Annotated in this window: 23 protein-coding genes; 12 read left to right on the top strand and 11 right to left on the bottom strand. The window is 71.3% G+C overall.

Going from position 1 to position 23,126, the window contains the following annotated elements:
• Positions 1 to 2: 2 nt before the first annotated feature.
• Positions 3 to 1,529: a FadD3 family acyl-CoA ligase gene (locus tag N538_RS25895; RefSeq protein ID WP_051549366.1), complete on the bottom strand. Its 1,527-nt coding sequence runs from the start codon at positions 1,527 to 1,529 to the stop codon at positions 3 to 5.
• 47 nt (positions 1,530 to 1,576) lie between these two features.
• Between N538_RS25895 and N538_RS0116355 the strand changes: the two genes are divergently transcribed.
• The 5 genes from N538_RS0116355 to N538_RS0116375 all read left to right on the top strand — a co-directional run bounded on the left by N538_RS0116355 (position 1,577) and on the right by N538_RS0116375 (position 7,844).
• The gene (locus N538_RS0116355; RefSeq protein WP_028638173.1) at positions 1,577 to 2,782 is read left to right on the top strand and encodes an acyl-CoA dehydrogenase family protein; all 1,206 of its coding nucleotides are present in this window, start codon (positions 1,577 to 1,579) and stop codon (positions 2,780 to 2,782) included.
• Positions 2,779 to 3,561, top strand: coding sequence for an SDR family oxidoreductase (locus N538_RS0116360; RefSeq protein WP_028638174.1), 783 nt, complete (start codon positions 2,779 to 2,781; stop codon positions 3,559 to 3,561). Before N538_RS0116355 ends, N538_RS0116360 begins: the two co-directional genes overlap by 4 nt.
• Positions 3,554 to 4,144 (top strand): TetR/AcrR family transcriptional regulator, encoded by a 591-nt coding sequence (locus N538_RS0116365; RefSeq protein ID WP_028638175.1) that lies wholly within the window; start codon positions 3,554 to 3,556, stop codon positions 4,142 to 4,144. The genes N538_RS0116360 and N538_RS0116365 overlap by 8 nt, the downstream gene beginning before the upstream one ends.
• On the top strand, positions 4,137 to 5,312 hold the full coding sequence (locus tag N538_RS0116370; protein ID WP_036570788.1) for an acetyl-CoA C-acetyltransferase: 1,176 nt from the start codon (positions 4,137 to 4,139) through the stop codon (positions 5,310 to 5,312). The genes N538_RS0116365 and N538_RS0116370 overlap by 8 nt, the downstream gene beginning before the upstream one ends.
• Before the next feature lie 336 nt (positions 5,313 to 5,648).
• Positions 5,649 to 7,844, top strand: a complete 2,196-nt coding sequence (locus N538_RS0116375; protein WP_231496247.1) for a M4 family metallopeptidase — start codon at positions 5,649 to 5,651, stop codon at positions 7,842 to 7,844.
• A gap of 59 nt (positions 7,845 to 7,903) precedes the next feature.
• Here N538_RS0116375 and N538_RS0116380 read toward each other — a convergent pair whose 3' ends face one another.
• Positions 7,904 to 8,263: a hypothetical protein gene (locus N538_RS0116380; RefSeq protein WP_028638178.1), complete on the bottom strand. Its 360-nt coding sequence runs from the start codon at positions 8,261 to 8,263 to the stop codon at positions 7,904 to 7,906.
• Between the two features lie 89 nt (positions 8,264 to 8,352).
• Here N538_RS0116380 and N538_RS25900 point away from each other — a divergent pair, with 89 nt between their 5' ends.
• Positions 8,353 to 9,339: a GNAT family N-acetyltransferase gene (locus tag N538_RS25900; RefSeq protein ID WP_051549367.1), complete on the top strand. Its 987-nt coding sequence runs from the start codon at positions 8,353 to 8,355 to the stop codon at positions 9,337 to 9,339.
• Between the two features lie 9 nt (positions 9,340 to 9,348).
• On the opposite strand, the gene N538_RS0116390 is transcribed toward N538_RS25900, so the two are convergent.
• Both N538_RS0116390 and N538_RS0116395 read right to left on the bottom strand, forming a co-directional pair.
• Complete coding sequence (locus N538_RS0116390; RefSeq protein ID WP_028638179.1) at positions 9,349 to 9,633, bottom strand: hypothetical protein; 285 nt, start codon at positions 9,631 to 9,633, stop codon at positions 9,349 to 9,351.
• A 30-nt stretch (positions 9,634 to 9,663) separates the two neighbouring features.
• On the bottom strand, positions 9,664 to 9,867 hold the full coding sequence (locus N538_RS0116395; protein ID WP_028638180.1) for a cold-shock protein: 204 nt from the start codon (positions 9,865 to 9,867) through the stop codon (positions 9,664 to 9,666).
• Positions 9,868 to 10,128: 261 nt separating this feature from the next.
• On the opposite strand from N538_RS0116395, the gene N538_RS25905 reads away from it, so the two are divergent.
• Positions 10,129 to 10,794, top strand: coding sequence for a hypothetical protein (locus tag N538_RS25905; protein ID WP_155992164.1), 666 nt, complete (start codon positions 10,129 to 10,131; stop codon positions 10,792 to 10,794).
• Here the strand turns inward: N538_RS25905 and N538_RS0116405 are convergent.
• From N538_RS0116405 to N538_RS0116420, 4 genes are read right to left on the bottom strand one after another with little or no spacing between them, the layout of a single operon-like run.
• On the bottom strand, positions 10,767 to 11,849 hold the full coding sequence (locus N538_RS0116405; protein WP_028638181.1) for an NAD(P)H-dependent flavin oxidoreductase: 1,083 nt from the start codon (positions 11,847 to 11,849) through the stop codon (positions 10,767 to 10,769). The two genes, N538_RS25905 and N538_RS0116405, sit on opposite strands and share 28 nt — an antisense overlap.
• A complete protein-coding gene (locus N538_RS0116410) occupies positions 11,842 to 12,603 on the bottom strand; it encodes a CoA-transferase subunit beta (protein WP_028638182.1) in 762 nt (253 codons plus the stop codon). Before N538_RS0116410 ends, N538_RS0116405 begins: the two co-directional genes overlap by 8 nt.
• Positions 12,600 to 13,463 carry a CoA transferase subunit A gene (locus N538_RS0116415; RefSeq protein ID WP_036571123.1) on the bottom strand — a complete coding sequence of 288 codons (864 nt, stop codon included), beginning with the start codon at positions 13,461 to 13,463 and terminating at the stop codon, positions 12,600 to 12,602. Before N538_RS0116415 ends, N538_RS0116410 begins: the two co-directional genes overlap by 4 nt.
• Positions 13,464 to 13,486: 23 nt before the next feature.
• The gene (locus N538_RS0116420) at positions 13,487 to 14,257 is read right to left on the bottom strand and encodes an enoyl-CoA hydratase family protein (RefSeq protein WP_028638184.1); all 771 of its coding nucleotides are present in this window, start codon (positions 14,255 to 14,257) and stop codon (positions 13,487 to 13,489) included.
• Positions 14,258 to 14,297: 40 nt separating this feature from the next.
• Here N538_RS0116420 and N538_RS25910 point away from each other — a divergent pair, with 40 nt between their 5' ends.
• A complete protein-coding gene (locus N538_RS25910) occupies positions 14,298 to 15,062 on the top strand; it encodes an SDR family oxidoreductase (RefSeq protein ID WP_036570792.1) in 765 nt (254 codons plus the stop codon).
• Positions 15,059 to 15,940: an SDR family oxidoreductase gene (locus tag N538_RS0116430; protein ID WP_028638185.1), complete on the top strand. Its 882-nt coding sequence runs from the start codon at positions 15,059 to 15,061 to the stop codon at positions 15,938 to 15,940. Before N538_RS25910 ends, N538_RS0116430 begins: the two co-directional genes overlap by 4 nt.
• A 16-nt stretch (positions 15,941 to 15,956) precedes the next feature.
• Here N538_RS0116430 and N538_RS0116435 read toward each other — a convergent pair whose 3' ends face one another.
• Both N538_RS0116435 and N538_RS0116440 read right to left on the bottom strand, forming a co-directional pair.
• Complete coding sequence (locus tag N538_RS0116435) at positions 15,957 to 18,185, bottom strand: TIM-barrel domain-containing protein (protein ID WP_155992166.1); 2,229 nt, start codon at positions 18,183 to 18,185, stop codon at positions 15,957 to 15,959.
• A 47-nt stretch (positions 18,186 to 18,232) separates the two neighbouring features.
• Positions 18,233 to 19,396, bottom strand: coding sequence for a steroid 3-ketoacyl-CoA thiolase (locus tag N538_RS0116440; RefSeq protein ID WP_028638187.1), 1,164 nt, complete (start codon positions 19,394 to 19,396; stop codon positions 18,233 to 18,235).
• A gap of 106 nt (positions 19,397 to 19,502) precedes the next feature.
• On the opposite strand from N538_RS0116440, the gene N538_RS0116445 reads away from it, so the two are divergent.
• Complete coding sequence (locus N538_RS0116445) at positions 19,503 to 20,744, top strand: cytochrome P450 (protein ID WP_028638188.1); 1,242 nt, start codon at positions 19,503 to 19,505, stop codon at positions 20,742 to 20,744.
• On the opposite strand, the gene map is transcribed toward N538_RS0116445, so the two are convergent.
• Complete coding sequence (map, locus tag N538_RS0116450) at positions 20,731 to 21,510, bottom strand: type I methionyl aminopeptidase (protein ID WP_028638189.1); 780 nt, start codon at positions 21,508 to 21,510, stop codon at positions 20,731 to 20,733. The two genes, N538_RS0116445 and map, sit on opposite strands and share 14 nt — an antisense overlap.
• A 35-nt stretch (positions 21,511 to 21,545) precedes the next feature.
• On the opposite strand from map, the gene N538_RS0116455 reads away from it, so the two are divergent.
• Together N538_RS0116455 and N538_RS0116460 are read left to right on the top strand one after the other, a co-directional pair.
• Positions 21,546 to 22,439, top strand: coding sequence for an aldo/keto reductase (locus tag N538_RS0116455; RefSeq protein ID WP_028638190.1), 894 nt, complete (start codon positions 21,546 to 21,548; stop codon positions 22,437 to 22,439).
• 62 nt (positions 22,440 to 22,501) lie between these two features.
• Entirely contained in the window at positions 22,502 to 23,107 is a 606-nt protein-coding gene (locus N538_RS0116460; RefSeq protein WP_028638191.1) for a ClpP family protease, read from the top strand.
• The last annotated feature ends 19 nt before the right edge of the window (positions 23,108 to 23,126 follow it).

Raw genomic sequence — 23,126 nt, forward strand, 5'->3', positions numbered from 1 at the left:
GGTCAGGCTTCCTTCTCCGTGTTCGGTGGTCGAGTAGCCGCCGAGGGACGAGGAGGCGTATCGAGACCCCTCAGCTCCGTCTTCAGCACCTTGCCGGACAGGTTCCGTGGCAGCGCGTCGACCAGCTCGACGTGCCGCGGCACCTTGAAGTTCGCCAGCCGCTGCCTCGCGAAGGCGATGACGTCGTCGGCGGAGACCGACCCGACGACGTACGCCATGCCGACCTCGCCCATCCGCTCGTCGGGCACGCCGACCACGGCGACGTCGCTCACGCCGTCCATCCGGGCGAGCGCCTGCTCGACCTCGGCGGGGTACACGTTGAATCCGCCGGAGATGTACATGTCCTTGAGCCGGTCGGTGATGGTGAGGTTGCCGTCCTCGTCGAGCACGCCCACGTCGCCGGTGTGCAGCCAGCCGTCCCCGTCGATCGCCTCGGCGGTCGCCTCCGGGTCGTCGAGGTAGCCGAGCATCACGAACTCGCCGCGGACCAGGAGCTCGCCGTTCTCGGCGATGCTCGTCTCCATGCCGGGGATCGCGCGCCCGCAGGTGGTCGCGACCGTCTCGGCGGAGTCACCCTCGCGGCACATGGTCACGACCACCGCCTCGGTCATGCCGAAGGCCGTCACGACCTGGTCGATCGCGAGCTCCTCCCGCATCCGCTCGATGAGCACGACGGGGACGACGGCGGCGCCGGTGACCGCGAGGCGCAGCGACGAGAGGTCGCGCTCGGTGCGTCCGGGAGCGGCGAGCAGGGACTGGTAGATCGTCGGCGCGCCGGGCAGCACCGTGATCCGCTCGGCCTCGATCAGCCGCATCGTCTCGTCGAGGTCGAAGGTCGCGAGCGGGTAGAGCGTCGCGCCGGTGAGCAGGCCGGTGACGATGCCGACCTTGTAGCCGAAGGAGTGGAAGAACGGGTTGACCACCAGGTACCGGTCGTCGCTGGTCACGCCCCCGAGAGAGCCCCAGGCATCCGCGACGCCGACCGTCTGCCGGTGCGCGGACATCGCACCCTTGGGGCGACCGGTCGTGCCCGAGGTGAACAGGATGTCGGCGACGTCATCGGGCGAGACCGCAGCCGCCACGGTGTCGATGTCTCCCGCCTCCGCCTCGACCGACGAGAGGTGCGCGATGTCGACGACCTCGCGCACGGTGGCGAGGTCGCTGGCGGCGCGCAGGTCGGCACCCTGGGTGCGCCCCAGGAAGCCGTCGGCGACCACCACGAGGACCGCGCCGGTGCGGTCCGCGAGGTCGGCGACCTCGTGCCCGGTGTACCGGGAGTTGGCAGGCACCAGCGTGCCGCCGGCGTACGACACGGCGAGCGCGGCCACCACCCAGTCGACGCTGTTCGGCGCCCAGACGACGACGCGGCCGCCCGGGGCGAGGCCGCGGAGCCGGTAGCCGGCCGCGGTGCGGCGCACCCGCTCGAGGAGCCCGGTGAACGAGAGCGACGCCCCGGCCTCGACGTACGCCGCCTCGTCGCCGAAGCGTGCCGCGGCAGCACGGAGCACCCCGGGGACCGTGGTCCTCATGTCACCTCCGCAGGCCAACCAAGCAATTGCTTGGTAGAGTATCACCCGTGGACCTGACCTACTCCGAGGAGGACCAGGCCTTCCGCGCCGAGGTGCGGGGCTGGCTCGAGGAGCACCTGACCGGCGACTGGGCCGCGCTGCGCGGCCTCGGCGGTGCCGGTCGCGACCACGAGGCCCACGACGAGCGGCTCGCGTGGAACCGGCTGCTCGCGGAGCACGGCTGGACGTGCGTCGGCTGGCCGGAGGAGCACGGCGGCCGCGGGCTGAGCCTGGTCCAGCAGATGGTCTTCCACGAGGAGTACGCACGTGCGGATGCGCCGGTGCGGGTCAACCACCTCGGCGAGGAGCTGCTCGGGCCGACGCTGATGGCGTTCGGCACCGAGGAGCAGCAGCAGCGCTTCCTGCCCGAGATCGTGGCGGTCGAGGAGCTGTGGGCCCAGGGCTACTCCGAGCCGAACGCCGGCTCCGATCTGGCCAACGTGCAGACCAAGGCCCGGCTCGAGGGCTCCCCGGACGACGGGGAGTGGGTCGTCGACGGCCAGAAGGTGTGGACGTCGAACGCGCACCTCAGCCAGTGGGCGTTCGTCCTGTGCCGCACCGAGCCGGGCAGCCAGCGCCACCACGGGTTGTCGTTCCTGCTGGTGCCGCTCGACCAGGACGGCGTCGAGGTCCGACCCATCGAGCAGCTCACCGGCGGCTCGGAGTTCAACGAGGTGTTCTTCACCGGCGCGCGGACGCGGGCCGACCTGGTCGTGGGCGAGCCGGGGGAGGGCTGGCAGGTCGCGATGGCGCTGCTCGGCTTCGAGCGGGGTGTCTCGGTGCTCGCCCAGGTGGTGGGCTTCACCCGCGAGCTCGCGGGCGTCGTCGACCTCGCCAGGGACAACGGCGCGATCGACGACGCCCTGTTCCGCGACCGGCTCGCGGAGCTCCGGGTCGAGCTCGACGTGATGCGCTTCCAGGCGCTGCGCGGGCTCTCCACGGACGGCGGCGGCGGGGCGTCGATCTTCAAGCTGGTCTGGGCGAACTGGCACAAGCGGCTCGGGGAGGTCGCGATGGACGTCCTCGGCGCCGAGGGCTTGACCGCGGGTGCGCCGTACGAGCTGGACCGCTGGCAGCGACTCTTCCTGTTCTCGCGCTCCGACACCATCTACGGCGGCAGCGACGAGGTGCAGCGCAACATCCTCGCCGAGCGGGTGCTCGGGCTGCCCCGCGAACCCAAGGGAACCCCAGCCACCAGAGAGGCACGCGGATGACCGCTCCTACCTACGTTCCCGGCCACGACCTGCTCGCCGGCAAGGTGGTCGCCGTGACCGCGGGCGCCGGCGCGGGCATAGGCGCGTCCGTGGTACGGCGGGCGCTCGAGGAGGGCGCGAAGGCCGTGGTCTTCAGCGACACCCACGAGCGCCGGCTCGCGGAGGCGGAGGCGAGCCTGGCCGAGGAGTTCGGCACGGACCGGGTGCGGCAGCTGGTCTGCGACGTCACCGACGAGGTCCAGCTCTCCGCGTTCCTCGACGTCGCGGACGAGCTCGGCGGGCTCGACGTGATGGTCAACAACGCCGGCCTCGGCGGCACCGCCAGCATCCTGGAGATGACCGACGACCAGTGGTCGAAGGTCCTCGACATCACGCTCACCGGCACGTTCCGCTGCATCCGGGCCGCCGGGCAGCGGATGGTCGCCGCCGGCAAGCCGGGCGTGATCGTCAACAACGCCTCGGTGATCGGCTGGCGGGCCCAGGAGGGCCAGGCGCACTACGCCGCGGCGAAGGCCGGCGTGATGGCGCTGACCCGGTGTGCGGCGATGGACCTCGCGCCGCACGGGATCCGCGTCAACGCCGTGTCCCCGAGCCTGGCGATGCACCCCTTCCTCGCCAAGGTCACCTCCGACGAGCTGCTCGACGAGCTCAAGGCGCGCGAGGCGTTCGGCCGGGCGGCGGAGCCGTGGGAGGTCGCGAACGTGATGGTGTTCCTGGCGAGCGACTACTCGTCGTACCTCACCGGTGAGGTAGTCTCCGTGAGCAGCCAGCATGCCTGAGCCGGCGCCGGCCACGCGTCGGGAGGAGCTGCTCAGGATCGCGGCCGGACTCTTCGCGGAGAAGGGCTACAAGTTCACCACGGTCCGCGACATCGCCGACGCCGCCGGCATCCTGTCCGGGAGCCTGTACCACCACTTCGACTCCAAGGAGTCGATGGTCGACGAGATCCTCCGCACCTTCCAGGAGGAGCTCTTCGGGCAGTACGACGAGATCCTCGCCGGCGACCTGGACCCGCTCGCGAAGCTCGAGCAGGCGGTGCTGGTCTCGTTCGACGCGATCGACCAGCACCGCGACGAGGTGGCGATCTACCAGAACGACGCGGCCCACCTGCTGACCTTCGACCGGTTCGCCTACCTCGGCGAGCGGAACCGGCAGTCCCGGGAGGTCTGGCTGACGCTGCTGCAGAACGGCATCGACGCCGGCGTGCTGCGCGACGACCTCGACCTCGAGCTCACCTACCGCTTCATCCGCGACACCGTCTGGGTCGCGGTCTCCTGGTACCGACCGGGCGGCCGCCGCACCCACACCGAGATCGCGCGGCAGTACCTGTCCATCCTGCTCGAAGGGATCCACCGTGCCTAGCTCGACCAACGAGGCCTACATCGTCGACGCCGTCCGGACCCCGGTCGGCAAGCGCGGCGGCGCCCTCGCCGGCGTGCACTCCGCCGACCTCGCCGCCCACACGATCTCCGCACTGGTCCGCCGCACCGGGGTCGACCCGGGCGCCGTGGACGACGTGATCCTCGGCTGCTGCGACACCATCGGCTCGCAGGCCGGCGACGTCGCCCGCACGGCCTGGCTGGTCGCCGGCCTGCCCGACCACGTGCCCGGCGTGACGATCGACCGGCAGTGCGGGTCCTCGCAGCAGGCCGTGCACTTCGCCGCCCAGGGCGTCATGTCCGGCACCCAGGACCTCGTGGTCGCCGGCGGGGTCCAGAACATGAGCGCGATCCCGATCTCGGCGGCCATGCTGGTGGGGCAGCGGTACGGGTTCTCCACGCCGTTCGCCGAGTCGCCCGGCTGGCAGGAGCGGTACGGCGACCAGGAGGTCAGCCAGTTCCGCTCCGCCGAGATGATCGCGGAGAGGTGGGACATCTCCCGGCAGGAGATGGAGTCCTTCGCGCTCGCCTCGCACGACCGGGCGCGGGCCGCGATCGCCGCGGGCCGTTTCAAGGACGAGATCGCTCCTCTCGCCCTCCCCGACGGGCAGGTCTTCGACACCGACCAGTGCCCGCGCGAGACCTCGATGGAGAAGATGGCCGGCCTCGAGCCGCTCGCCCCTGGTGGCCGGATCACCGCGGCGGTCGCCTCGCAGATCTGCGACGCCTCCTCGGCGATGCTGATCGCATCCCGGGCCGCCGTGCGCGACCACGGCCTGACGCCGCGAGCCCGCATCCACCACCTGTCGGTGCGCGGCGACGACCCGGTCTGGATGCTCACCGGGCCGATCCGGGCGACCAGGCATGCGCTGGACCGGTCGGGGCTCACGATCGAGGACATCGACCTGTTCGAGTGCAACGAGGCGTTCGCCTCGGTCGTGATCGCCTGGATGCGCGAGACCGGAGCCCCGCACGACAAGGTCAACGTGAACGGCGGCGGCATCGCGCTCGGGCACCCGATCGGGGCCACCGGCACCCGCCTGATGACCACCCTGCTCAACGAGCTCGAGCGCACCGGCGGGCGCTACGGCCTCCAGACGATGTGCGAGGGCGGCGGCCAGGCCAACGTGACCATCCTGGAACGTCTCTGACCCCGTTCGGGCACGCCGGAACGTTCCGGGAAACCCTGCGACAGTTGCACGTCTTCGCACTGCACATTTCCGCACGACTTCGCTGTTGACGCGATGTTCGGGCGCGGGCGACAGTTCGCGAGGTTCGTGTCTCGGGCGGTACCACACCTGAACCCTCTGCGACGTCGAGCCATCTCATCGGGGGCTCCACCACGAGCCCGACCTCAAGGAGTGTCAGTGAAACGACTCGTCGCGGGGGGCTTCACCACAGCCCTCGTCTCGGCGTTGGCAGTCGTCTCGGTGCCCAGCGGCGCCGACGCATCAGCCACGACCGGATCCACCCAGAGTGCTCCAGCAGTGAAGTCCGTGCAGGCCCACGGCTCGGCGAAGAAGCAGGCCGCCGATACGGCGCGCAAGCTCGTCGCCTCGCCGCCGGCCGTCCTCAGGGCCACCTCGCACGACGCCTTCGTCGCGCGACCGGTGCAGTCCTCCCACGGCCTGCAGTACGTGCCGTACGACCGCACCTACCGCGGCCTGCCGGTCGTCGGCGGCGACTTCGTCGTCGTCACCGACTCCGCCGGCCGCCTGCTGGAGACCAGCGTCGCCCAGACCCGGGCGGTGCAGCTGTCCTCGACCACGCCGCACGTCGCGAAGGGCGCCGCGCGCCGGACCGCGCTGCGGCAGGTGACGCACGGCGGGTACGACGGTGCGACCCGCCTCGTCGTCCTGCAGCGCGGCAGCTCCGCGCTCGCGTGGGAGACGACCGTCGTCGGCTCGCGCGCGGGAGAGGCGTCCCGGCTGAGCGTGTACGTCGACGCGGTCTCCGGCCGCGTCCTGCACCGCGTCGAGCACGTCATGGAGGGCACCGGCAACGGCGCCTGGGAGGGCACCGTCAGCATCCCGACGTCCGGGTCCGGCTCGTCGTACTCGATGACCAACTCCAACGCCGCCACGATGAAGTGCCAGAACGCGTCCGGCAGCGTGACGTTCACCGGCACCGACGACAGCTGGGGCAACGGCGACCCGACCAACCGCGAGACCGGCTGCGTCGACGCCTTCTACAGCGCGGAGAAGGAGCGCCAGATGCTGTCGTCGTGGCTCGGCCGCAACGGCATGGACGGCTCCGGCGGCTGGGTGCCGATCCGAGTCGGCCTCAACGACGTGAACGCCTACTACGACGGCACCCAGGTCCAGGTCGGCCACACCCAGACCGGTGGCAAGTGGATCGGCTCCGTCGACGTGGTGGCCCACGAGTTCGGCCACGGCGTCGACGACCACACCCCGGGCGGCATCTCGGGGAACGGCACCCAGGAGTTCGTCGCCGACACCTTCGGCGCCGCGACCGAGTGGTACGCCAACAACCCGGCCGACGCCCCCGACTACACGGTCGGCGAGGAGGTCAACCTGGTCGGCAACGGCCCGATCCGCTACATGTACAACCCGTCCCTCGCGGGCGACGCCAACTGCTACTCGTCGTCCACGCCCACCAGCGAGGTCCACTCGGCCGCCGGCCCGGGCAACCACTGGTTCTACCTGCTCGCGGAGGGCACCAGCCCGACCGACGGCCAGCCGACCAGCCCGACCTGCAACAGCACGTCGGTCACCGGCGTGGGCATCCAGAAGGCCATCACCATCATGTACAACGCGATGCTGATGAAGACCTCGACGTCGTCGTACCTGAAGTACCGGACCTGGACGCTCACCGCGGCCAAGAACCTGTACCCCGGCTCGTGCACGGAGTTCAACGCCGTCAAGGTCGCCTGGAACGCCGTCAGCGTCCCCGCGCAGACCGGTGACCCGACCTGCTCCACCTCCGGCGGGAACACGGTGACCGTCACCAACCCGGGCAGCCAGACCGGCACCGTGGGCACGGCGAAGACCCTGCAGATCTCGGCGTCCGACTCGGCGTCGGGCCAGACCCTGACCTACTCGGCCACCGGTCTGCCGGCCGGCCTGTCGATCAACGCCTCGACCGGCCTGATCTCGGGCACCCCGACCACGGCAGGTACCTACTCGTCGACGGTCAGCGCGAAGGACACCACGAACGCCACCGGCTCGGCCACGTTCACGTGGACGATCTCCGGGACCGGCGGCGGCGGCTCCTGCACCGGCCAGAAGCTGCTCAACCCGGGCTTCGAGTCGGGGGCGGCCTCGTGGACCGCGACGTCCGGCGTGATCACGACCGACAGCGGCGAGCCGGCGCACGCCGGCAGCTACAAGGCGTGGCTGGACGGCTACGGGACCACCCACACCGACACGCTGAGCCAGTCGGTCACGATCCCGTCCGGGTGCAGCGCGACGCTGTCGTTCTACCTCCACATCGACTCCGCGGAGACGACGACCTCGACGGCGTACGACAAGCTCACCGTCAAGGCCGGGTCGACGACGCTGGCGACGTACTCCAACCTCAACAAGGCCTCGGGCTATGTCCTGAAGTCGCTCAACGTGTCGTCGCTGGCGGGCCAGACGGTCTCGATCAGCTTCTCCGGCGCGGAGGACAGCTCGCTGCAGACCAGCTTCGTCATCGACGACACAGCTCTGACGCTGGGCTGATGCTGGGCTGAACCACACGGGTCGGCGTGGGTCCTCGGGGGCCCACGCCGATCTGCGTCCTACCGCAGGACGAGCACCAGCCCGACGATGCCGGGGACGGTGCCGAGCAGCAGCCAGGGAGAGAGGAACCTCTTCTGGTGGATCGCGCGGAACACCGCGATCGACAGGACGCCGAACGCCGCGGCGATGACGTTGAGGCCGATCCGCGCGCTGGGCCGGTCCTCGTCGATGTAGACCGCCGCGATCACGATGCCGACCGAGAGATGGATGATCGTGGTGAACGCCAGCGCCGAGAGCACCCACTTCTGGACCGGCTCGAGGTGCATCGGGCCCGAGTCGCCCGCCTTGCGGACCTCGCGCTGCGGGTTGGCGGGGTCCATCAGGTGCCGGCGGCGCTTCTGCTCCTTCTGCTCGGTCACGACCCCATTCTCTCAGGTGGCCGACGGCGGTCGACGGCGGGAGGGAAAACCCGGGTGCGCCGCGAGGGACGCGGGGTCATGCTCGGGTCATGGACATCCACGAGGTCGCGTGGTCGGACGAGGAGGGCGTACGCCGGTTCGCGGCCGTCAAGGAGGCCGTGCGCGCGGCCGACGCGCCCTGGGAGCACCCGGTCCTGGCCCGCCAGACGGCCGGCGTCCTGCGCTACGGCTGGGACGGGGAGCCGGCCGGGTCGTTCCTCGTGTCGGTGGACGGCGTCGACGTGGCGACGGGTGAGTACGAGACCACGTCGTACGACAACCAGCACCTCGCCTGGCTCGGCATCGACGTCCACCCCGCACACCGGCGCCGCGGGCACGGGGACGCGGTGCTCGCGTTCCTCCTGGACCGCGCGCGTGCGGAGGGCCGGACCTCCGTGGGCGGCAACACGTGGGACGCCGCGGGGCCTCGGGCGTTCGCGGCCCGGCACGGCTTCGCGATGAAGTCCGTCGAGGTGAACCGCCGCCAGCACCTGGCCAGGGTCGACCGCGTCGAGCTGGACCGGCTGCACGCGGACGCGCTCCGCCACGCGCGCGACTACGAGCTCCTGCGCCGGGTCGGCGCGACCCCGGCCGCCGAGCTGCCGGCGCTCGCCGACATGACGGCCGCGATCAACGACGCGCCGACCGACGACCTCGACATCGAGGACGAGGTGTTCCCGCCCGAGCGGGTCGCGGCGTACGAGGAAGCCCAGCTGAGCGTGGGAAAGACGCTGCTCCGGGTGTACGCGCGGCACCGGGTCACCGGTGAGCTCGCCGGCCAGACGGTCGTCGTCGTGGAGGGCGAGCGTCCCGAGGTCGCCCACCAGCACGACACGTCGGTGGTGCGGGCGCACCGTGGCCACCGGCTCGGTGTGCTCCTGAAGACAGAGATGCTGCACTGGCTCGCCGAGGAGCAACCGCAGGTCGAGACCGTCGACACCTGGAACGCGGAGTCGAACGACCACATGATCAGCGTCAACCAGGCGCTCGGCTACGAGATCATCGGCCGCGGCCTCGCGTGGCAGCGGCCCCTCTGACGGACCGGCCTACCAGGTCCGGTGGACCGGGCCGTGCCCGGTGCCCAGGAGCTGGCGGAGGAAGTCGATCTCTCGCCGGACCTCGTGGGGGAGGGTGAGACCCGCCGCGGTCAAGACGTCCTCGAGCCGTTCGAGCGACGCGAGCAGGACGACCTGGGCGGCGCGGATCTCCTGGGTGTTGCCGATCCCGCTGCGGGCGGCGTCGACGTCGGACCGCGCCCGGCGGACGGCCGCATGCAGCTCGCGGAGCCGCGCGGGATCGACTCCGGATCCTGAGGACCCCGCCGATCCCACGCCGCTCTCACGTCCGCCGGTGCTCGTGCGTCAGACGCCGCGGACGTTCTCGGCCTGGGGGCCCTTGGGGCCCTGGGTGACGTCGAACTCGACGCGCTGGTTCTCCTGGAGCGACTTGAAGCCCTGGCCGGAGATGGCGGTGTGGTGGACGAAGACGTCGGGGCCGCCGGCGTCCTGGGCGATGAAGCCGAATCCCTTGTCGTCGTTGAACCACTTGACGGTGCCCTGAGCCATGATCTGTTTCCTTGGTGTCTAGCTGTGGGGAGCGAGGTGCCCCGCACACGAGCTGAAGACATCCACACTGCCCCTGATGTCCAGCGAGACCGAAGACCAAGTACCACGAAGATGTGCCGTCGCCTGCGGCGACGGGGGAGGCGAATCGCCTACCCTCCAACACGCTCAACCTAGCACGGGGCGGCCCTTCGACCCGCGTCGCCGGCGGTTAGGCTGCGGCTCGTCCGACGGTTCTGCAAGGGTTCTGGGACAGGGGTGCTGATGATCGGGCTGCCGGCTCACGGGTTCGTGCTGCTGTCCATGCCGAAGTGCGCCTCGACGTCACTGGTGCACTCGCTCCAGGCACGGGCGGAGCTGGTGCTGCGGGTCAACCCGCGGCTCAAGCACATGAACTGCCGCTCGTTCCACAACCTGATCGTCCCGGTGCTCAACAACGGTGGCTACCAGCGCGCCGACTACGAGCTGGTCTCGCTGTTCCGCGAGCCCGTCACGTGGCTCGAGTCGTGGTGGCGCTACCGCCAGCGCCCGGCGCTGGCCCGGGAGGACGCCGCCAAGTTCACCGGCGAGATCTCGTTCGAGGAGTTCGTCGGGCGGTACGTCGACAACGACCCGCGGCCCGGCACGCTGCGCGGCCGGCCGGCGAAGTTCATCGCGATGAGCGACGGCCTCGACATCGGCGTGGACCGGCTCTTCGCGCTGGAGCAGCCGGAGGTGTGGAAGCGCTGGATCAACGAGAAGGTCGGCGGCGGGGTCGACATCCAGGTGGACAACCGGTCGAGGGTGCGCAGCGAGCCCGAGCTGAGCAGCATCCTCCGGGCGCGGCTCGACGAGTTCTTCCGGCCCGAGCTGGAGATCTACGAGCGGCTCCGGACCACGGGCGAGTGGGCGCCGCCGCGCGGCTACGTGCCCGGTGCGTCCAGCGCGTAGGAGGCGGCCCGCCGCAGGTCGTCCGCGGCCCCGGTGACGACCCGGTCGATCAGCTCCTCGCACGTCGGCAGGTCGTCGATGAGACCGACCACCTGGCCGCTGGCGAGGACTCCGGCGGACGTGTCCCCGTCGACGAGCCCGGCCTTGAGCATCATCGGCGTGTTCGCGGCCAGTGCGAGCTGGCCGAGAGTGCGGCCCTGCGCCTTCTTCATCGCGCGGCCGTCCCGGGCCAGGCCCAGCCACGACATCCCGCTGGTCCTCTTGAACTCCAGCGTCCGGCGCATCGTCGGGCCCATCCGCCGTACGGCGCTGGTCTCCTCGAGCTCGTCGACCAGCTCGGTGCGCAGCATCCGGTGCGGCATCCCGTCCACCTTGGCGGTCACGACCGTGTCGGTCAGCCCGCGCTCGATGTAGACCTGCTTGACCGCGTCGGGCACGGCCGAGTCCTGGGTCAGCAGGAAGCGGGTGCCCATGCCGACCCCGGCGGCGCCGTACGACAGCGCGGCCGCGAGGCCGCGCCCGTCGAAGAAGCCGCCAGCCGCCACGACCGGGATGTCGACGGCATCGAGCACCGTGGGCAGCAGCAGCGTGGTCGGCACCGGGCCGGTGTGTCCGCCGCCCTCGCCGCCCTGCACCATCACCGCGTCCGCCCCCCACGAGGCGACCTTGACCGCGTGCTTCGCGGCCCCGATCGAGGGCATGACGACGATGCCGTGCTCCTTCAGCGTCGCGATCAGCTCGGGCTTCGGCGCGAGCGCGAACGACGCGACCCTCACGCCGTGCTCGATGAGCAGCCGGCACCGGTCCGGGGCGTCCGCTGCGTCGGCACGGAGGTTGACGCCGAACGGCTGGTCCGTGCGGGCCTTGACCTCGACGATCGCCTGCTCGAGCTCCTCGAAGGTCATGGTGGCGCTGGCGAGGATGCCGAGCCCGCCGGCGTTCGCGGTGCCGCTGACCAGGCGCGGGCCGGAGACCCAGCCCATGCCGGTCTGCACGACCGGGTGCCGGACCCCGACCAGGTCGGTGAACGGCGTGCGCAGCAGCTGCTCAATCAACGTCCGGCACCTCCTTGAAGCGCAGGCCCTTCGGGTCGAGCACCTCGCGGATCAGGATCAGCTCCTCCGTCGTCGGCGCGCGGGTGGTCGGCACGTCGGCCGGCACGTCCAGCTCGAACCCGGTCGCCGCGCGCACCTCGTCGACGGTGACGCCGGGGTGCACGCTGAGCAGACGGAGCGTGTCGCCGGCGCCCTCCACGTCGAACACCGCCAGGTTGCTGACCACCCGGTGGATGTCGTTGAAGCGCGCGGCCGCCGGTCCGGCCTCCTTCGCGAGCCTCGGGCCCACGCCGGAGACGATGTCGACGCGCTCGACGAAGACGCGGGGCGAGTGCCTGGACACCCAGTACGACGTGCGGTTGTTGACCGTGTTGCCCGGCGCGCCGCGCGAGCCGAGGAGCTGGCGCTTCGGCTGCTTCCAGTCACCGATCGCCGAGATGTTCTGGTTGCCGTGCCGGTCCACCTGGGTGGCGCCCATCATCACGTGCCGCTTGCCGTGGGCGACCACGTCGAAGACGTTGCGGAACGGGATCCAGCCTTCGACGACGTCGGCCCTGGCGAAGAGGGGCGGCACGCCGGCGAGGAACAGGGACTCGCCGTCGGAGATCACCAGGTCGGGGTTGCTGGTCAGCTTCGCCAGCCGCACGCCGAGCATCGGCAGCATCCCCATCGGGCTGGCGAAGATCTCGCCGTCGTCCTGGAACGCGTCCGCGATCGCCGCGGCGCAGACGTCGGCACGGGTGACGTCGCTCATGATTCCTCCCCGAACGCTCGGACGGCGGCCTGGTAGGCGGCCTCGTCCCCTTGCAGGAACCGGGTGCTGAAGGCCGCCCACTCCTCGTCCGAGCCGGACGCGGCGGCGGCGTACGCCCGCTGGAACCTCTCGTCGCGCTCGTAGTCCGGTGTGCAGGTCGTGAAGTGCGCGCCGTTCGGCGTCTCGACGACACCGCTGACCATCATCCGGCTGAGCAGCAGCCGCTGGACCGGTGTGTCGACGGTCAGGCCGGCGGTGTCGACCACCTGCTCCACCGAGAGATAGGCCCTGTCGGCGGCCATGCAGAACAGGTCGTCGAAGTACGGGTCCGGGCCGAGGTACGTCGCGTTGCCGTGCTGGTCGGCGCGGTTGAGGTGCACCAGCGCCACGTCGAGGTGCAGCGCCGGTACGGCCACGAGCTCCTCGTGCTGGTCGTCGGGGCCGGCGTAGGGACTGGTGATCGTCCTGATCCACGGCTGGTTGACGAGCACGTCCGAGCCGAGGCCGGCGCGCATCGGCAGGAACGGCAGCCGCTGGGCGGCCGCGCGGAGGCCGGTCTGGAACATGCCCTCGTCGAGCTCGACCACCTCGGGGATGGTGCCCTCCTGGCGCGCCTTCTGGAAGTTCGGCTCGAGCGGCACCGAGTCGAGCGAGACGAAGGCGAAGACCAGCCTGCGGATCTTGCCGGCGCGGGCGAGCAGCCCGACGTCGGCGCCGCCCCAGCTGACGATCGTCAGGTCCTTCAGGTCGCTGCGCAGGATCGCCCGGACCAGCGCCATCGGCTTGCGTCGCGGCCCCCACCCGCCGATGCCGATGGTCATGCCGTCCGTCAGCTCACCGACGACCTCGTCGATCGTCATGCGCTTGTCGCGTGGCCCCTTCGTCACTGCGAGCCCTTCCTCTTGGCGGCCTTGTCCGTCCCCGCGAACTCGTCGCGGAGCTCGTCGCTGACACCGGCGAGGTTGAGCTCCATGGTGAAGCCCTGCTCGAACCGGTAGCTCTTGTTCACGTCGATCGGGTCGATGCCGTTGAGGCACTCCTTGGCGGCGCGGATCACCCGGGTGTCGTGCGTGGCGATCTCGCCGGCCACCGCCAGCGCGGCCTCGTCGAGGTCGGCCCGCGGGACGACCTCGAGGACCGAGCCGAACTGCACGAGGTCGGCCGCCCTGATCGTGCGAGCGGTGAAGTAGAGCGTGCGCATCATGTGCTGCGGCACCAGGCGCGCCATGTGCGTCGCGGCACCCAGCGCGCCCTGCTTGACCTCGGGTACGCCGAAGTACGCGTCGTCGCTCGCGACCACGCAGTCCGCGTTGCCGACCAGGCCGACGCCGCCCCCGAGGCAGAAGCCGTGGACTGCGGCGACGACCGGGACCGCGCATTCGTAGACCGCCTTGAAGGCCGCGAAGCAGCCCTTGTTGGCGCCGATCAGGGCGTCGAACCCCGGGGTGTCCTGCATCTCCTTGATGTCGACGCCCGCGTTGAACCCGCGGCCCTCGGCGCGCAGGACCACGACGTGCGTGCCGGCGTCGGCCCCGGCCTCGTCGAGCGCGGCGGCCACGTCGTGCCAGCCCTGGACGGTGAGCGCGTTCACGGGAGGCGCGTCCATCGTCACCACCCGGATCCCGTCCGGGCGCAGTTCGGAAGTGATCGACACGTTGGCTCCTTACCAAGCAAGTGCTTGGTAGGCTATCAGCATGACGCTCGCCGTGGACCTCACCGGACGGGTTGCGCTCGTCACGGGCGGCACCCGCGGGATCGGCCTGGGCATCACCCGGGCCCTGCTGGCCGCGGACGCGACGGTGGTGACCTGCTCGCGCTCGGACACCGACCCGGTGCCGGGTACGTCGCACCGGGTGTGCGACGTGCGGGACGCCGACGCCGTCCACGAGCTGGTGGAGTCGCTCGACCGGCTCGACATCCTGGTCAACAACGCCGGGGGAGCGCCCGCGTCGGACGCGGCGACCGCGTCGCCGCGCTTCCACGAGAAGATCGTGGGCCTCAACCTGCTCGCCCCGCTGCTCTGCGCACAGGCCGCCAACGCGGTGATGCAGCAGCAGGACTCCGGTGGCGCGATCGTGAACATCTCCTCGATCTCGGCGAGCCGGCCGGCTCCGACGATCGCGGCGTACGCCGCCGCCAAGGCCGGCCTCGACTCACTCACCGCGTCGCTCGCGATGGAGTGGGCGCCGAAGGTGCGGGTCAACGCGATCGACGTGGGCCTGTGCCGGACCGAGCAGACCGGCGACCACTACGGCGACGACGGATCGGTCGCCGCGATCGAGCGGACCATCCCGCTCGGCCGGATGGCGCGGCCTGAGGAGGTCGGGAACCTGGCGGCGTTCCTGGCGAGCGACCTGGCGTCGTACGTCTCGGGGGCGACCGTGGCCTGTCACGGCGGGGGAGAGACGCCCGCCTTCCTGTTGGTGCAGAAGTGGCCGGAGATGAAGGGACTGTCATGAGCAAGCTTCTCGAGGGTCGCGTCGCGATCGTCACCGGCGCCGGCCGCGGCATCGGCCGCGCGCACGCGCTCGAGCTCGCCCGGCACGGCGCGGCCGTGGTCGTGAACGACTACGGCGTCTCGATCTCGGGCGAGGGCACGGGTGAGACGCCCGCGGAGTCCGTCGTCTCGGAGATCGAGGCGCTCGGCGGCCGGGCGGTCGTGAACACCGCCGACGTCGCCGACTTCGAGCAGGCGGCCGCGATGGTCCGGCAGGCGATCGACACGTACGGCGGCCTCGACGTCCTCGTCAACAACGCCGGGTTCGTGCGCGACCGGATGCTGGTGAACACCTCCGAGCAGGAGTGGGACGCGGTCGTGCGGGTCCACCTCAAGGGCCACTTCGCCCCGCTGCGGCACGCCGGAGCCTACTGGCGCGCGGAGTCCAAGGAGGGCCGCCAGCGCGCCGCCCGGGTCGTCAACACCTCGTCCGGCGCGGGCCTCCAGGGCTCGGTCGGCCAGGCGACGTACTCGGCAGCCAAGGCCGGCATCGCCGGCCTCACCCTCGTGGCCGCCCAGGAGATGGGGCGGTACGGCGTGACCGTCAACGCCATCGCGCCGGTGGCGCGGACCCGGATGACCGAGGGCGCCTTCGACACCTCGGCGATGGCGCTGCCCGAGGACAACTCGCCGATCGTCGCGTGGCTGGCCTCCGAGGAGGCCGGCGACGTCACCGGCCGGGTGATCGAGATCGACGGCAGCACGATCACCGTGGAGACTGGCTGGGCGCACGGACCGGCCCGCGACCTCGGCCGCCGGTGGGAGGCCGCCGAGGTCGGTCCCGCGCTGCGCGACCTCCTCGCCGCCGCCCCCGATCCGGAGCCGGTCTACGGGGCCTGACCGCCTCCCCGGCCGGTCAGCCCAGCGCGTCGGTCCCGCAGCGGCTGAACCACGGGAGCGCACCGAGGCCGGCCCGGACCGTCACGCTCTGCCCGCCGGTACGTCGGTCGCCGCGGCCGTGCAGCAGCCAGCACCCCTGCGGCAGGTAGACCGAGCGCGAGGTCGCGCCCTCGACCACGACGGGCGCGACGAGGACGTCGTCGCCGAGCAGCCACTCCTGGTCCTGGTGCCAGCCCTCGCGGTCATCCGGGTCGGAGAACCAGAGCGGGCGGGTCGGAGGGGCCCCGGTGCGGTCCGCCTCCTTCCACAACCGCGTCAGCAGCGGCCGCGCCTGCAGGTGCAGGTTCGACATCTGCCGGTAGATGCGCACGGTCTCAGGGTCGTACGACCACGGCGTGTGGGTGCCGGACAGCCCGCTGCCGTGCAGCCGGAAGATCGGGCTGAGCGCGGCCCACTCGGCCCAGCGGATGAACAGCTCCTTCGTGGTGGGCGGGGTCGTGTAGTCGAAGTAGCCGCCGATGTCGGTCGCGAAGCCGTACGCGCCGCCGACGGCGCGGCTGAGCATGTCGGTCGTCAGCGACGCGATGCCCGACGCCCGGTCCCACCCGGTGGTCTCGTCCCCCGGGAAGTTGGCGTACTCGTACCGCGCGGAGCCCGGCAGGTCCGTGTAGCCGGCCCGGGTGAAGAACCAGGGCCGCCGGTCGGGGTGGTCGCGGTGGTAGCGCCCGAGCTCTCGCTTGGTGGCCTTGGCGTAGAGGGTGAAGTAGTCGTTGTGGCGGGTGTAGCCGGTCGTCCCGTCGGCGAACTGCATGTCGAACATGACCTGCTCGCCGTAGTCCTGCATGAAGCCGTCGAAGCCGAGGTCGAGGATGCCCCGCACCTGCTGCTGCCACCACGCGACGGCCGCGGGGTTCGTGAAGTCGACGAGCGCGAAGTGTCGCCCGCCGGAGCCCAGGATGTCGTAGGGCTCGCCCGATGCGTCGCGCACGGCGTACCCGGCCTCGACCGGCGCTGAGCCCGGCTCGAGCCACGGCCGGATGTAGGCGAGCGGGTGGATGCCGCGGGCGCGGAGCTTGCGGATCATCGCGGCCTGCGGTGCGCCGTGCACCCAGGTGTGCAGCGCGAGCCCGTGGTTGCTCCCGCCGGGGAAGCCCCAGCCCTCGATGCGGTACGCCGACAACGGCAGGTGGTGCCGGTCGATCTGGACGATGTCGTCGCGGAGCCGGGCCTCGTAGTCGGTGTACGTCTCGCCCTGGTTCTTCACCAGCCGGTCGAGCATGGTGCCCAGCGCCCACGGGGGCGGGAGGTGGTGCCGGCCGGTCAGCGCGGTGAGCGTGTCCACGGCCTCGCGAGGGGCACCGGGGGCGACGACGTAGTCGAGGTGCGGCGCGGACGCGGTGACGTTCCAGGCGTCCTCACGGTCGACGGCGAGCTTGAAGCGCGCGAGCTCGGGCTGGGGGAGCAGGAACCCGTACCGGGTCGTCCAGAACATCGCCTGGGGGTAGTACGCCGCGGAGGGGCCGTTCGGGTACATGCCGGGGTTCTCGGTGGCGGACGGCGTCGCCGCGAGGTTCTCCTGGTTGACGAAGCTCGACAGCACCCGGCCGCGCTGGTCGATCCGGTCGTGCCGGCCGCCGAACCCGAAGAAGCCGTCGTCGGCCGTCGCCTCGAAGGAGTCGCCGAGCATCGCGACGCCGTCGTCGGGCTCCGCGTGCACCCGGACCCGTACGGCGCCGTCGCCCAGCGCGCCGACCACGACCACCAGCTCGCGGCCGGACGGGTCGTTGGTCGACAGCGTGAGCCGGACGTCGTCGCCGACCTGCTCGACGCGCTCGACGTCCTGCGCGGCGTACCAGGTGCCCTCGCGCCGACCCGAGAGGAGGTTCGAGACCCACTCGTCGGAGGGCCGCTGGATCAGAGTCTCGGTGCCGACCATGAAGGACAGCGGCGCGTAGAGCGTCGTCGTGTCCTGCTTGTCGATCCCGGTGGCGGCCGGGTCGGTGGTCAGCGGCTCCGGGATGGTGTCCTGGACCGGGTGCGTGACCTCGCGGAGCACGGTCTGCCCGGTGCCGTCGGTGACGCTGAGCCGGAACGGGTGCTGCTCCACGACCACGCGCGCGCCGCCCGCGTCCACGACGATCGGCTCGTCGACCGCCCGCGGCGGCGGGGCGCCGGTCGCGGAGCCGAGGGGGATCAGGGCGAGGACGACTGCGGTGACGGCGACGGCCGAGCTGGTGCGGGACACGGCCGACACCGTAGGGCTCCGGACGTCGTCTGTCCGGATGTTGCGGGTTAAATCCGCTCGAGAACCGTCCCGGTCGCCATCGCTCCGCCTGCGCACATCGAGATCAGGGCCGTGGAGCCGTCCCTCCGCTCCAGCTCGTGGAGCGCCGTGGTGATCAGCCGGGTGCCGGTCGAGCCGACGGGGTGGCCGAGTGCGATCGCGCCGCCGTTCACGTTGACCCGGTCCAGGTCGACGCGGTGCTGACCGGCCCACGAGAGGACGACGGACGCGAACGCCTCGTTGACCTCGAACAGGTCGAAGTCGCCGATGCCCATGCCGGTGCGGTCAAGCACCCTCTGGGTCGCCTCGATCGGGCCGTCGAGGTGGTAGTACGGGTCCGAGCCCACCAGGCAGTGGGTGACGATCCGGGCCCGGGGCTTCAGGCCGAGGGCGCGGGCCTTCTCCTCGTCCATGATCAGGACCGCGGACGCGCCGTCGCTGATCTGCGAGGAGGTGCCGGCGGTGTGGAGGCCGTCCGGCAGGACCGTCCGGAGGCCGGCCAGTCCCTCGAGGGTCGTGTCGCGCAGGCCCTGGTCGCTGTCGACGAGCCGGGTCTCGCCGGTCGGCGTGCCGTCCTCGCCGAGCACGGGCGCCTCGATCGCGGTGATCTCCCGCTTGAATCGGCCCTCGTCGACGGCGACGCGCGCCTTCTGCTGCGAGGCCAGGCCGAACGCCTCGAGGTCGGCGCGCGAGAGGCCGCGGTTGCGGGCGATCCGGTCCGCGGCCTCGAACTGGTTGGGCATGTCGATGGTCCAGTCGGCGGGCCGCGGGTCGCCGGTGCCGGGGGGCACGTTGGCGCCCAGCGGGATCCGGGACATCGCCTCGACGCCGGCGGCGATGCCGATGTCGATGCTGCCCGCGGCGATCATGTCGTTGACCAGGTGCGCGGCCTGTTGGCCGGAGCCGCACTGGGCGTCGACCATCGTCCCGGCGGTGTGCTGGGCGAGCCCGGCGTGCAGCCAGGCGCGGCGGACCATGCCGTTGGACTGCTCGCCGGCCTGGGTGACGCACCCGGCCACGACCTGGTCGACCTGGCCGGAGTCGAGACCGGCGCGCGCCAGGACCTCGGCCATCGCGTGCCCGATGAGGACGGCCGGGTGCACGCCGGCGAGGTGGCCGTTGCGCTTGCCGAGGGGAGTGCGGACGGCGTCGATGATCACGGGGGTACCCATGGGACAAAACTAGAACACGTTCTCATCCCGGACAACCTTCCCTGACCTACCTTCGGTATGTAACCTGTGCCACTAGAACGTGTTCCAGATCGAGTAGGGAGCTCCCGTGACCGCATCCGACGTCCTTCCCGAGGGATTCGACTTCACCGACCCGGACCTGAACCAGCGGGCGATCCCGCACGACCAGTTCCGGATCGCCCGGCAGAACAGCCCGATCGTCTGGATCGAACAGGCGCCGGAGCAGACCAGCGGGTTCGCGCCGGAGTCGGGGAGCGGCTACTACGCGGTGACCCGCCACGAGGACGTGTCGGCGATCTCGAAGGACAGCAGGAACTGGTCGACGTACGAGAACGGCGCGATCATCCGCTTCCCGGGCGAGATGCTGCGCGAGCAGATCGAGCTCCAGCGCGTGATCCTGATCAACCAGGACCCGCCCGAGCACACGCAGACGCGGGCGATCATCTCCCGCGGCTTCACCCCGCGCTCGATCGCGGAGCTCGAGGACACCATGACGCAGCGCGCGGCGTCGATCGTGAAGGAGGCGGTCGGCCGCGGCACCGGCAACTTCGTCGAGGAGATCGCCGCCGAGCTCCCGCTGCAGGCGATCGCCGACCTGATCGGCGTACCGCAGGAGGACCGCCACAAGCTCTTCGAGTGGTCCAACCAGATGCTCGCCGGCGAGGACCCGGACTACGCGGGCAACAACGACGTCGCGGCAGCGGAGATCCTGGGCTACGCGATGATGCTGGCCGCCGACCGCCAGGCGAACCCGCGCGACGACCTGATCACCAAGCTCATCCAGGCGCACAAGGGCGAGCGCGGCCTGAGCGACGACGAGTTCGGCTACTTCGTGATCCTGCTGGCCGTCGCCGGCAACGAGACCACGCGCAACGCCATCTCGCACGGCATGAACGCATTCCTCGACAACCCCGAGCAGTGGGAGATCTGGAAGCGGGACCGCCCGGCGACCATGGTCGACGAGGTCGTCCGGTGGGGTACGCCGGTCACGGTGTTCCAGCGCACGGCCCTCAACGACGTCGAGGTCGGCGGCCACGAGTTCAAGAAGGGCGAGCGGGCGGCGCTGTTCTACGCCAGCGCGAACTTCGACGACGAGGTCTTCGAGGACCCGTTCACCTTCAACATCCTGCGCGACCCCAACCCGCAGCTCGGGTTCGGTGGCCACGGCGCGCACTACTGCCTGGGCGCCAACCTGGCCCGGCAGGAGATCCGGGTGATCTTCGACGCGCTGGCCGACCACGCGCCGGACATCTCCAAGCTCGCCGACCCGGTGCGGCTGCGCCACTCCTGGATCAACGGCCTCAAGGACCTGCAGGTCAGGTACGCGTAGCGGACCGGTCGGTCAGCACGAGCGGGCCGTCCTCGGTGATGGCGACGGTGTGCTCCATGTGGGCACCCCGGGAGCCGTCCTTGCTGCGGAGCGTCCAGCCGTCGGCGTCGGTGTAGATCTCGTCGGTCGTGTGCAGGAACCACGGCTCGATCGCGATGACCAGGCCTGGTCGGAGCTTGAGGCCGCGGCCCGGCCGGCCGTCGTTCGGCACGTGCGGCTCGCCGTGCATGGTGCGGCCGACGCCGTGCCCGCCGAACTGCAGGTTCACGCCGAGCCCCGCCGACCGCGCGACCTCCCCGATCGCGGCGGAGATGTCGCCGAGCCGGTGGCCCGGGCGCGCCTGCGCGATCCCGGCGTCGAGCGCCCGCCCGGTGACCTCGATCAGGTCGAGGTCCTCCCGGCGCGGCGTGCCGACGACGACGCTGAGCGCGGAGTCGGCGACCCATCCGTCCACGCTCGCGGCGAAGTCGACGCTGACGAGGTCGCCGTCCCGGAGCACGTAGTCGTGGGGCAGCCCGTGCAGCACGGCGTCGTTGACCGACGTGCACAGCACCTTGCCGAACGGCGAGGCGCCGAATGACGGGTGGTAGTCGATGTAGCAGGACTCCGCGCGGCGCTCGCGGATCATCGCGTGCGCGAGCTCGTCGAGCTCGAGCAGGTTCACCCCGACGTCGGCCTTCTCGGCGAGGGCGCTGATGACGTCGGCGACGAAGCGTCCGGCCGGACGCATCTGCTCGATCTGGGCGGGGGTGCGGAGCTCGATCACCCGTCGACCCTACCGAGCCTCGTAGGGTCGACCTCGTGGACCTCGTTCTCGGCACCATGTACTTCGGCACCCGCACCGACGAGCCGACCTCGTTCGCCCTGCTCGACCGGTTCGTCGAGGCCGGCGGACGGATGCTCGACACGGCGAACTGCTACTCGTTCTGGTCCTCACCGACGGGTCACGGCGGCCAGAGCGAGGCCGTGCTCGGCCGCTGGCTGGCCGCGAACCCGGGTCTGCGCGACGAGCTGGTGGTCGCCACCAAGGTCGGCGTGGAGCCACGTGACGAGGGCGGCACCGAGGGCCTGTCCGCCGCGGTCATCGAGCGGGAGGCGGGCCGGAGCCTGGACCGCCTGGGCCTGGACGTCATCGACCTGTACTGGGCGCACGGCGAGGACCGGTCGACCGACCTCGAGGAGACGGTGTCGGCGTTCGGCTCGCTCGTAGCCTCGGGCGCGGTACGCCGGCTGGGCGTCTCCAACCACCCGACCTGGCGGGTCGAGCGGGCCCGGGCCATCGCGGCTGAGCTGCGTGTCGAGCCGTGGACGGCGCTGCAGCTGACCACGTCGTACGTCGAGCCGCGCCCGGGCGCGCAGGTGCCCGGCAAGGACCACCGGTTCGGGTTCGTGAGCGACGAGACCATCGACTACCTCGACGAGCACCCCGACCTGGATCTCTGGGTCTACAGCCCGTTGATCCAGGGCAGCTACGACCGCGCGGACCGGCCGTTCCCGGAGGCGTACGACCACCCCGGCACGACCGAGCGGCTCGCCGAGCTGCGCGCGGAGGCCGAGGCGCGGGGTGTGCCGCCGTCGCAGCTCGTGCTCGCCTGGCTGCTGGCCAGGGGGTGGCAGCCGATCGTCGGCGTCAGCACGGTCGAGCAGCTCGACTCCGCCCTCGCGTCGGTGGCCCTCGTCCCGGACCTCAGCTGACGGCAGATCTGCTGCCAGCGGATTCGCTGGTGAGCGCCGGCCCGGCGGCAGAGGCTCGGTGCATGACCCAGACACCTTCGCTCGCCGGCCTCACCGCGGCCGACCGCCTGCTGCACCAACGGATCATCGTGCTCGGCCAGCAGGTCGACGACGACATCGCCAACAAGCTCTGCGCCGAGCTGCTGCTGCTCTCCGCCGAGGACCCCAAGCGCGACATCGCGCTCTACATCAACTCGCCCGGGGGCTCGGTCAGCGCCGGGCTCGCGATCTACGACACCATGCGGCTCATCCCGAACGACGTCAGCACGCTCGCGATGGGGCTGGCGGCGAGCATGGGGCAGTTCCTGCTCTCGGGCGGCACGCCCGGCAAGCGCTACGCGCTGCCGCACTCCCGGATCCTGATGCACCAGGGCTCGGCCGGCATCGGCGGCACCGCGATCGACATCGAGATCCAGGCCGAGAACCTCGAGCACACCAAGAACGTGATGATCGGGCTCATCGCCGAGCACACCGGCCAGCCCGTGGAGCGGATCGAGCGGGACTCGTTGCGGGACCGGTGGTTCACCGCCGAGGAGGCGCTCGAGTACGGCTTCGTCGACCAGGTGCTCGCCGACGTCCGCGAGGTCACCCCCTCCCGGCAGGGTGCGGCGTTCGGGCTGGTCCGATGAGCGAGCGAAGCGAGCGAAT

It is taken from the genome of Nocardioides sp. URHA0032 (genome assembly GCF_000620645.1).
In the GTDB taxonomy this organism is placed as follows: Bacteria; Actinomycetota; Actinomycetes; order Propionibacteriales; family Nocardioidaceae; genus Nocardioides.

What these genes read in the sequence shown, in the direction of transcription:
- N538_RS25895 (WP_051549366.1), bottom strand. Translation starts at nt 1,529, where the DNA reads ATGAGGACCACGGTCCCCGGGGTGCTCCGTGCTGCCGCGGCACGCTTC.
- N538_RS0116360 (WP_028638174.1), top strand. Translation starts at nt 2,779, where the DNA reads ATGACCGCTCCTACCTACGTTCCCGGCCACGACCTGCTCGCCGGCAAG.
- N538_RS0116365 (WP_028638175.1), top strand. Translation starts at nt 3,554, where the DNA reads ATGCCTGAGCCGGCGCCGGCCACGCGTCGGGAGGAGCTGCTCAGGATC.
- N538_RS25900 (WP_051549367.1), top strand. Translation starts at nt 8,353, where the DNA reads ATGGACATCCACGAGGTCGCGTGGTCGGACGAGGAGGGCGTACGCCGG.
- N538_RS0116395 (WP_028638180.1), bottom strand. Translation starts at nt 9,867, where the DNA reads ATGGCTCAGGGCACCGTCAAGTGGTTCAACGACGACAAGGGATTCGGC.
- N538_RS25905 (WP_155992164.1), top strand. Translation starts at nt 10,129, where the DNA reads ATGATCGGGCTGCCGGCTCACGGGTTCGTGCTGCTGTCCATGCCGAAG.
- N538_RS0116410 (WP_028638182.1), bottom strand. Translation starts at nt 12,603, where the DNA reads ATGAGCGACGTCACCCGTGCCGACGTCTGCGCCGCGGCGATCGCGGAC.
- N538_RS0116415 (WP_036571123.1), bottom strand. Translation starts at nt 13,463, where the DNA reads ATGACGATCGACGAGGTCGTCGGTGAGCTGACGGACGGCATGACCATC.
- N538_RS25910 (WP_036570792.1), top strand. Translation starts at nt 14,298, where the DNA reads ATGACGCTCGCCGTGGACCTCACCGGACGGGTTGCGCTCGTCACGGGC.
- N538_RS0116430 (WP_028638185.1), top strand. Translation starts at nt 15,059, where the DNA reads ATGAGCAAGCTTCTCGAGGGTCGCGTCGCGATCGTCACCGGCGCCGGC.
- N538_RS0116440 (WP_028638187.1), bottom strand. Translation starts at nt 19,396, where the DNA reads ATGGGTACCCCCGTGATCATCGACGCCGTCCGCACTCCCCTCGGCAAG.
- N538_RS0116460 (WP_028638191.1), top strand. Translation starts at nt 22,502, where the DNA reads ATGACCCAGACACCTTCGCTCGCCGGCCTCACCGCGGCCGACCGCCTG.